The sequence below is a fragment of the Streptomyces sp. NPDC028298 genome (genome assembly GCF_055565895.1).
Window position 1 is genome coordinate 1,182,145 of record NZ_JBVHTL010000002.1, and the last position, 8,076, is coordinate 1,190,220.

The following is an 8,076-nucleotide window of genomic DNA, read 5'->3' on the forward strand; positions in this document are numbered from 1 at the left end:
CTCAGTGGTTGCGCGGGAAGCCCAGGTCGACGCCCGCCGGGGCCTCGGACGGGTCCGGCCAGCGGGTGGTGACGACCTTGCCGCGGGTGTAGAAGTGCGTGCCGTCGTTGCCGTAGATGTGGTGGTCCCCGAACAGGGAGTCCTTCCAGCCGCCGAAGGAGTGGTAGCCCACCGGCACCGGGATCGGCACGTTCACGCCGACCATGCCCGCCTCGATCTCGAGCTGGAAGCGGCGGGCGGCGCCGCCGTCACGGGTGAAGATCGCGGTGCCGTTGCCGAAGGGCGACGCGTTGATCAGCGCCACGCCCTCGTCGTAGGTGTCCACGCGCAGCACGCACAGCACCGGGCCGAAGATCTCGTCCTTGTACGCGTCCGCCGTCACCGGCACCCGGTCCAGGAGCGAGAGGCCGATCCAGTGGCCGTCCTCGTAGCCCTCGACCGTGTAGCCGGTGCCGTCGAGGACGACCTCGCAGCCCTGGTCGGCGGCGCCCTTCACGTAGGACGCCACCTTGTCGCGGTGGACGGCCGTGATGAGCGGGCCCATCTCGGAGGCCGGGTCGTTGCCGGGACCGATCTTGATCTTCTCGGCGCGCTCGCGGATCTTGGCCACCAGCTCGTCGCCGACGGAACCGACCGCCACGACGGCGGAGATCGCCATGCAGCGCTCGCCGGCCGAGCCGTACGCGGCGGAGACGGCGGCGTCGGCGGCGGCGTCCAGGTCGGCGTCCGGCAGGACCAGCATGTGGTTCTTGGCGCCGCCCAGGGCCTGGACCCGCTTGTGGTTCGCGGCGGCGGTGGTGTGGATGTAGCGGGCGATCGGCGTCGAGCCGACGAAGGACACCGCCTTGACGTCCGGGTGCTCCAGGAGGCGGTCGACGGCCACCTTGTCGCCGTGCACGACGTTGAAGACACCGTCGGGCAGACCGGCCTCGGCCAGCAGCTCGGCGAGCTTCATGGCGGCCGACGGGTCCTTCTCCGAGGGCTTGAGGACGAAGGTGTTGCCGCAGGCGATGGCGATCGGGAACATCCACATCGGGACCATCGCCGGGAAGTTGAACGGCGTGATGCCCGCGACGACACCCAACGACTGGCGGATCGAGGACACGTCGACCCGGGAGGCCACCTCGGTCGACAGCTCGCCCTTGAGCTGCGTCGTGATCCCGCAGGCCAGCTCGACGATCTCCAGACCGCGGGCGACCTCACCGAGCGCGTCCGAGTGCACCTTGCCGTGCTCGGCGGTGATCAGGGCGGCGATCTCGTCGCGGTGGGCGTCGAGCAGCGCGCGGAACTTGAACAGGATCGTGGTGCGCTTGGCCAGCGACGACGTCCCCCAGGTGGCGTACGCGTCCTTCGCGGCGGCGACGGCGGCGTCGACCTCCTCGACGCTCGCGAACGCGACCTTCGTGGTCACGGCGCCGGTCGCCGGGTCGGTGACCGGCCCGTACGTACCCGACGCACCCTCGACGGACTTGCCACCGATCCAGTGGTCGACGGTCTTCGTCATGGCCAATTACTCCTTCACAGATGGCGGCGTCGGGCGGCGACGTGCCGGTCGTACTCCTCACGGGCCTTGACCGCCGACGATCGGGTCGCGGTCTCGGCCACAGGTACATCCCACCAGGCCTGGGCCGGGGGCGCGCCCGACACTGTGTCTGCCGTTTCGGTCTCCACGTAGACACAAGTGGGAGTGTCCGCCTCACGCGCCTCGGCCAGGGCCGCCCGCAGGTCACGCACGGTCCTCGCGCGCAGGACCCGCATACCCAGACTGGCCGCGTTGGCCGCGAGATCCACCGGCAGAGGCACTCCCGTGTACGTACGGTCGGCGGCCAGACGGCGGTACGCCGTGCCCAGACGCTCGCCGCCCACGGACTCCGAGAGCCCGCCGATGGAGGCGTACCCGTGGTTCTGCAGGATGACCACCTTGATCGCGACATCCTCCTGGACGGCGGTGACGATCTCGGTGGGCATCATCAGATACGTGCCGTCGCCGACCAGTGCCCACACGGGCCGGTCCGGGGCCGCCATCCGCACCCCGATCGCGGCCGGGATCTCGTAGCCCATGCACGAATAGCCGTACTCGACGTGGTACTGGTCCCGCGACCGCGCCCGCCACAGTTTGTGCAGGTCGCCGGGGAGCGAGCCGGCCGCGTTGATCAGGATGTCCTCGTCGGTGACCAGCTCGTCGAGGACGCCGAGGACCTGCGGCTGGGTGGGGCGGATGTCGATGTCCTCCGCCTCGTAGGCCGCGTCGACGCGGTACTCCCAGCGCTCCTTGTCGTCCGTGTACTCGGTGACGTACGCGGGCTCCGCGCGGTGGCGGTGCCGCAGCAGCGCCTCGGTGAGCGCCTCGAGACCGGCGCGGGCGTCGGCGATCAGCGGAGAGCCGGCGAGCTTGTGCGCGTCGTACGCGGCGATGTTGAGGTTGAGGAAACGGACGTCCGAGGCCGCGAACAGCGTGCCCGAGGCGGTGGTGAAGTCGGTGAACCGGGTGCCGACCCCGATCACCAGGTCGGCGGTGCGGGCCAGCTCGTCGGCGGTCGCCGTGCCGGTGTGCCCGATGCCGCCGACGTCCTGCGGGTGGTCCCAGCGCAGCGAACCCTTGCCCGCCTGGGTGGAGGCGACGGGGATACGGGTGGCCGAGGCGAGCTCGGCCAGCGCCTCCTCGGCACGGCTGTGGTGGACACCGCCGCCCGCGACGATCAGCGGACGCCGGGCCCCGCGGACCGCCTCGACGGCGCGGGCCAGCTCGCCGGCGTCGGGCGCCGGGCGCCGTACCGCCCAGGTCCGCTCGGCGAAGAACTCCTCGGGCCAGTCGTACGCCTCCGCCTGCACGTCCTGGGGCAGCGCGAGGGTGACGGCGCCGGTGTCGACGGGGTCGGTGAGCACGCGCATCGCCTGGAGCGCCGCCGGAATCAGGGCCTCGGGGCGGGTGATCCGGTCGAAGTACTTCGACACCGGGCGCAGACAGTCGTTGACCGACACGTCCCCGGCGAAGGGGACCTCCAGTTGCTGGAGCACCGGGTCGGCGGGGCGGGCCGCGAACACGTCGCCGGGCAGGAGCAGCACCGGCAGCCGGTTGACGGTGGCGAGCGCGGCGCCGGTGACGAGGTTGGTGGCGCCCGGCCCGATCGAGGTGGTCACGGCGTGCGTGGACAGCCGGCCGCACTGGCGGGCGTAGCCGACGGCCGCGTGCACCATGGCCTGCTCGTTGCGCCCCTGGTGGAACGGCATCACGGGAGGTGCGGCGGATGTCCCGCCGCCGGGGACCGTGGCGTACTCGACGAGCGCCTGGCCGATCCCGGCGACGTTCCCGTGGCCGAAGATGCCCCAGACGGCGCCGATCAGCCGGTGGCGCTCGCCGTCCCGTTCGGTGTACTGAGCGGCCAGGAACCGCACCAGCGCCTGCGCGACCGTCAGCCTCGTCGTCGAGGTCATCGGTATCCCCCTGTGCTCTTCGCGTGTCCCGGGTGGAAGCGGATCCGCCACTCCCTGTCCCCGCCCGGCCCCGCCATGACGTTCAGGTAGTACATGGTGTGACCGGGCTGGGCGATCGACGGGCCGTGCCATCCGTCGGGGACGAGGACGGCGTCGCCGGTGCGGACCTCGGCGAGGACGTCCGAACCGCCCTCACGGGAAGGGAATACGCGCTGATAGCCGAAACCGTTCGGTCCCTCGATCTCGAAGTAGTAGATCTCCTCCAGCAGGGACTCGACCCCGGGCAGGTTCTCGTCGTGCTTGTGCGGCGGGTACGAGGACCAGTTGCCGCCCGGGGTGATCACCTCCACGGCGATGAGCCGGTCGCAGTCGAAGACGTCCGCGGCGGCGAAATTGCGCACCTGGCGCGCGCACGCGCCGCTGCCGCGGTCTTCGACGGGAACCTCCGGCGCGGGGCCGTAGCGGGCGGGGAGTCGGCGCTCGCACTTCGCTCCTGCCAGGGCGAAGCGGCCTCCCGCGCCGGAGGCGATCTGGGCCCGGGCCTCACGGGGAACGTACGCGAAGTCGGAGACCCCGTCGAACACGCTCCGCCTGCCCAGGAGTTGGAACTCCTGCTCGTCCATGCCGTCCTTGGTGCGCACCGTGCAGCCGCCGCCGAGCGGGAGCACGATCCATTCGCTGTCCCCGGTGGTGAAGGTGTGGGTGCCGCCGGGGGCGAGTTCCACGATCCGCAGGCTGCTGTGGGTCCAGCCGGCCCGTTCGGGGTCGATGTCGAGGGCGTAGTGGGCGTCGGCCGTGGTGCCCGCGGGCACGTACAGCTCGTTGCTCGGACGACTCATGCGGCCCTCACAGAAGTCCTACGGCGGTGTCCACGGCCGCGGCGACGTCCCCGTCCGCGGGATACAGCAGCGAACGGCCCACCACCAGGCCCTGCACGGTGGGGAGTTGGAGCGCCCCGCGCCATTTCTCGTACGCACCCTCCTGGTCCTCGCCGACATCGCCGCCGAGCAGGACGGCGGGCAGCGTGGAGGTCTCCATGACCCGGGCCATGTCGTCCGGGTTCTCGGTGACGGGGACCTTCAGCCAGGTGTACGCCGAACTGCCGCCCAGGCCGCCGGCGATGGCGAGGGACTTGGTGACGGCCTCGGCGCTCAGATCGTTGCGCAGGGTGCCGTCGTCCCGGCGACGGCAGAGGAACGGTTCGACGAAGACGGGAAGTTGACGTTCGGCCATGTCGTCGATCACGCGGGCGGCGGACTCCAGCGTGCGCAGCGAGCCGGGGTCGTCGTAGTCGATGCGCAGCAGGAGTTTTCCGGCGTCGAGGCCGAACCGCTCGATGTCCCTCGGGCGGTGACCGGTGAACCGGTCGTCCATCTCGAAGGCGGAGCCCGCCAGGCCGCCGCGGTTCATCGAGCCGACGGCCACCTTGCCGTCGAGCACGCCGAGGAGTAGCAGGTCGTCCAGTATGTCGGCGGTGGCGAGCACCCCGTCGACCCCGGGGCGGGCGAGCGCGACGCACAGGCGCTCCAGCAGATCGGCGCGCCCCGCCATGGCCAGTCTCCGCTCGCCCACGGCCAGCATGCCGCGGGCCGGATGGTCCGCGGCGACGATCATCAGCCGGCCCGAGCCCTCCATCAGCGGCCGCCGTACGCGCCGGGCCGCGGCCTCCGCGACCGCCTCGGGTGTGCGGGCCCGGGTCCGGGCGAGGGCGGAGACGTCGACGCGTACGGGCGCGGGGCCGTCACCGCCCTGTTCGGGGCGTGCTCCCCTGACGTGGCCCGCTCTCACCGCACCGCTCCGAAGGCGAGGGACTGTTCGATCTCGTGCGCGGTGGGCATCGCGGAGGAGCACTCCAGCCGGGAGGCGACGATGGCGCCGGCCGCGTTGGCGTGGCGCACGGTCTTCTCCAGGTCCCAGCCGGCGAGCAGTCCGTGGCAGAGGGAGCCGCCGAACGCGTCGCCCGCGCCGAGTCCGTTGAGGACCTCGACCGGGAGGGGCGGGACCTCGGCCGTGGTGCCGTCGCGGTGGACGGCGAGGACGCCCTTGGGTCCCTGTTTCACCACGGCGAGTTCGACGCCGGCGGCGAGGAGCGCGGCGGCCGCCGCGTGCGGATCCCGTTCCCCGGTGGCGACCTCGACCTCGTCGACGTTGCCGACGGCGACGGTGGCGTGGCGCAGGGCCTCGGCGTAGAAGGGCCGCGCGGCGGCCGGGCCCTCCCAGGCCGCGTCTTTCCAAAACATGGGACGCCAGTCGAGGTCGAAGACCGTCGTACCGGAGCGGGCCCGGTGGGCCAGGGCGGTGAGGGTGGCCGTCCGGCTGGGTTCCGCGCTGAGTCCCGTGCCGGTCATCCAGAAGACGCGGGCCTCGCGCAGGGCGTCGAGGTCGAGTTCACCGGCGTGGATCTCCAGGTCGGGGGCCTTGGGCTGCCGGTAGAAGTACAGGGGGAAGTCGTCCGGCGGGAAGATCTCGCAGAAGGTGACCGGCGTCGGCAGTCCCGGGACCTCGGTGACCCAGCGGTCGTCGACACCGAAGTCGCGCAGCGCCTCACGCAGATAGGTTCCGAAGGGATCGGCGCCCGTTCGGGTGACGACGGCGGTACGCCGTCCGAGCCGCGCGGCGGCCACCGCCACGTTGGTGGCCGAGCCGCCGAGGAACTTGCCGAAGGAGGTCACCCGGGACAGCGGGACCCCCGTCTGCAAGGGGTAGAGGTCCACGCCGATCCGCCCCATGGTGATCAGCTCGTACGCCATCGAGTTCCCTTCTCGGCGGTCCCTGCGGCTGCTCCCAGGTCTAGCCCCGCGAGGGGACCCTGTCAACGTTTTGTCCAGACATTCGGACCATGGCTTGACACCTCCCGGGAGCCGCCGGAAGCTGGCGCCCATGACGTCGTCGCCGCCGCAGTCATCGCCGCAGTCATCCCCCGGACCCTCGCCGAAGTCGTCACCGCGGTCGTCACCTCCGTCCTCACTCTCGCGCATCCGGATCGGTTCGGCTCCCGACTCCTGGGGCGTCTGGTTCCCCGACGACCCCCTGCAAGTCCCCTGGCAGCGTTTCCTCGACGAGGTCTCCGGATCGGGCTACGAGTGGATCGAGCTCGGTCCGTACGGCTATCTGCCCACCGATCCGGACGTCCTGCGCGAGGAGACCGCCCGGCGCGGGCTCGGCGTGTCGGCGGGCACGGTCTTCACCGGGCTGCACCGGGGTCCTGACGTGTGGGAGTCCACCTGGGCGCACGTCTCGGACATCGCGGCGCTCACCCAGGCCATGGGGGCCGGGCACCTCGTGGTCATCCCGGCCTTCTGGCGGGACGACAAGACCGGCGCGGTGCTGGAGGACAGTGAACTGACGCCGGCCCAGTGGCGGGATCTGGCCACCCAGACCGAGCGGCTCGCCCATGAGGTGCGCGAGCGCTACGGGCTGCGGGTGGTCGTCCATCCGCACGCGGACACGCACATCGACAGCGAGCGGAACGTCACCCGTTTCCTCGACGCGACCGACTCCTCGCTGGTGTCGCTGTGCCTGGACACGGGTCACTACGCCTACTGCGGCGGCGACAGCGTCAAGCTCATCGAGACGTACGGCGAGCGCATCGGCTACCTCCATCTCAAGCAGGTGGACCCGCGGGTGCTGGCCGGGGTGCGGGCGGAGGAGCTGCCGTTCGGGCCCGCCGTGGCGCGCGGCGTGATGTGCGAACCGCCCTCCGGCGTGCCGGAGCTGGAACCCGTCCTCGCCGCCGCGCAGGACCTCGGCGTCGAGCTCTTCGCGATCGTCGAGCAGGACATGTACCCGTGCCCGCCGGACAAGCCGCTGCCGATCGCGCGGCGCACCCGGGAGTTCCTGAGGTCCTGCGGGGCCTGACTCCCGCGTCCCTGGGCACCCGGACGGAGGACCACCGGCCCGCCGGGTGCTCGGGGCCCGGCGGGCCGTCCACGCGGCCCGGCGGCGACCACATCCGGCTGCCGCCCACGCAGGGCGGGGGCCGGGCATCCCCGTCCGGCGAGCGGGGCGGATCGGCGGGCGGGCGCCGGACAGCGGGCGCCGGACAGCGGGCGTCGGACGGCGGGCAGGGGTCGGACGGCCCGGCGGCGACTCCGTCCCGCTACCGCCCATGCGTCACTCGTGTCACAAAAAACTCCTTCGTGTCACACATGTCGCGTATACGCGGGTCTTGCGTCACACCCGGGCCACAGCCACGGCCCAGCCCTCACGCTGCGTCGTTCACCGGGCACACGCTTTGTGATCACCAGCGCAGCGCCCGGCTCCCCCGACGACCGTCCCAGGCCGCCGCCGCGGCGCGCGCGGGGAGGTGCCACTCATGACCGACCGCCGGCTCTGGTCGTACAAGGAGATCGCCGCGCACATCAAGGTGCAGCCGGACACCGTCCGGTCCTATCGCAAACACGGGCTGCTGCCACCACCCGACCACGTCGAGGCCGGAAAGCCCTACTGGTACGCCGACACCGTCCGCGCCTGGGTGGCCTCCCGCCCGGGGAACCGGGGCCGCAGGGACAACTGACGCCTCCGGTCGGGGGGGGGGGGGGGGGGGGGGGGGGGGGGGGGGGGGGGGGGGGGGGGGGGGGGGGGGGGGGGGGGGGGGGGGGTGGGTGGTTGTTGGGGTGTGTTCCGGCCCTGGCGTGGACG

The 8,076-nt window shown here is 72.2% G+C and carries 7 protein-coding genes; 2 read left to right on the forward strand and 5 right to left on the reverse strand.

Annotation, left to right across the window (positions count from 1 at the left end; genetic code table 11):
- Position 1: 1 nt before the first annotated feature.
- Genes mmsA through iolC form a run of 5 tightly spaced genes read right to left on the reverse strand, consistent with a single transcriptional unit; the run spans position 2 to position 6,185 of the window.
- A complete protein-coding gene (mmsA, locus tag ACZ4TO_RS13705; RefSeq protein WP_382789769.1) occupies positions 2 to 1,504 on the reverse strand; it encodes a CoA-acylating methylmalonate-semialdehyde dehydrogenase in 1,503 nt (500 codons plus the stop codon).
- A gap of 14 nt (positions 1,505 to 1,518) precedes the next feature.
- Complete coding sequence (iolD, locus tag ACZ4TO_RS13710; protein ID WP_382789772.1) at positions 1,519 to 3,435, reverse strand: 3D-(3,5/4)-trihydroxycyclohexane-1,2-dione acylhydrolase (decyclizing); 1,917 nt, start codon at positions 3,433 to 3,435, stop codon at positions 1,519 to 1,521.
- Entirely contained in the window at positions 3,432 to 4,274 is an 843-nt protein-coding gene (gene iolB, locus ACZ4TO_RS13715; protein ID WP_382789775.1) for a 5-deoxy-glucuronate isomerase, read from the reverse strand. Before iolB ends, iolD begins: the two co-directional genes overlap by 4 nt.
- Positions 4,275 to 4,281: 7 nt before the next feature.
- Positions 4,282 to 5,223 carry a Cgl0159 family (beta/alpha)8-fold protein gene (locus ACZ4TO_RS13720; protein WP_468024228.1) on the reverse strand — a complete coding sequence of 314 codons (942 nt, stop codon included), beginning with the start codon at positions 5,221 to 5,223 and terminating at the stop codon, positions 4,282 to 4,284.
- Positions 5,220 to 6,185: a 5-dehydro-2-deoxygluconokinase gene (gene iolC, locus ACZ4TO_RS13725; RefSeq protein WP_468024229.1), complete on the reverse strand. Its 966-nt coding sequence runs from the start codon at positions 6,183 to 6,185 to the stop codon at positions 5,220 to 5,222. The genes ACZ4TO_RS13720 and iolC overlap by 4 nt, the downstream gene beginning before the upstream one ends.
- 130 nt (positions 6,186 to 6,315) lie before the next feature.
- On the opposite strand from iolC, the gene ACZ4TO_RS13730 reads away from it, so the two are divergent.
- Both ACZ4TO_RS13730 and ACZ4TO_RS13735 read left to right on the forward strand, forming a co-directional pair.
- Entirely contained in the window at positions 6,316 to 7,293 is a 978-nt protein-coding gene (locus ACZ4TO_RS13730) for a sugar phosphate isomerase/epimerase family protein (protein ID WP_468024230.1), read from the forward strand.
- 457 nt (positions 7,294 to 7,750) lie between these two features.
- Positions 7,751 to 7,951, forward strand: a complete 201-nt coding sequence (locus ACZ4TO_RS13735) for a helix-turn-helix transcriptional regulator (protein ID WP_382789788.1) — start codon at positions 7,751 to 7,753, stop codon at positions 7,949 to 7,951.
- Positions 7,952 to 8,076 lie beyond the last annotated feature (125 nt).

Coding starts and splice junctions, on each gene's coding strand:
- mmsA (WP_382789769.1), bottom strand. CDS start 1,504: ATGACGAAGACCGTCGACCACTGGATCGGTGGCAAGTCCGTCGAGGGT.
- iolD (WP_382789772.1), bottom strand. CDS start 3,435: ATGACCTCGACGACGAGGCTGACGGTCGCGCAGGCGCTGGTGCGGTTC.
- iolB (WP_382789775.1), bottom strand. CDS start 4,274: ATGAGTCGTCCGAGCAACGAGCTGTACGTGCCCGCGGGCACCACGGCC.
- iolC (WP_468024229.1), bottom strand. CDS start 6,185: ATGGCGTACGAGCTGATCACCATGGGGCGGATCGGCGTGGACCTCTAC.
- ACZ4TO_RS13730 (WP_468024230.1), top strand. CDS start 6,316: ATGACGTCGTCGCCGCCGCAGTCATCGCCGCAGTCATCCCCCGGACCC.
- ACZ4TO_RS13735 (WP_382789788.1), top strand. CDS start 7,751: ATGACCGACCGCCGGCTCTGGTCGTACAAGGAGATCGCCGCGCACATC.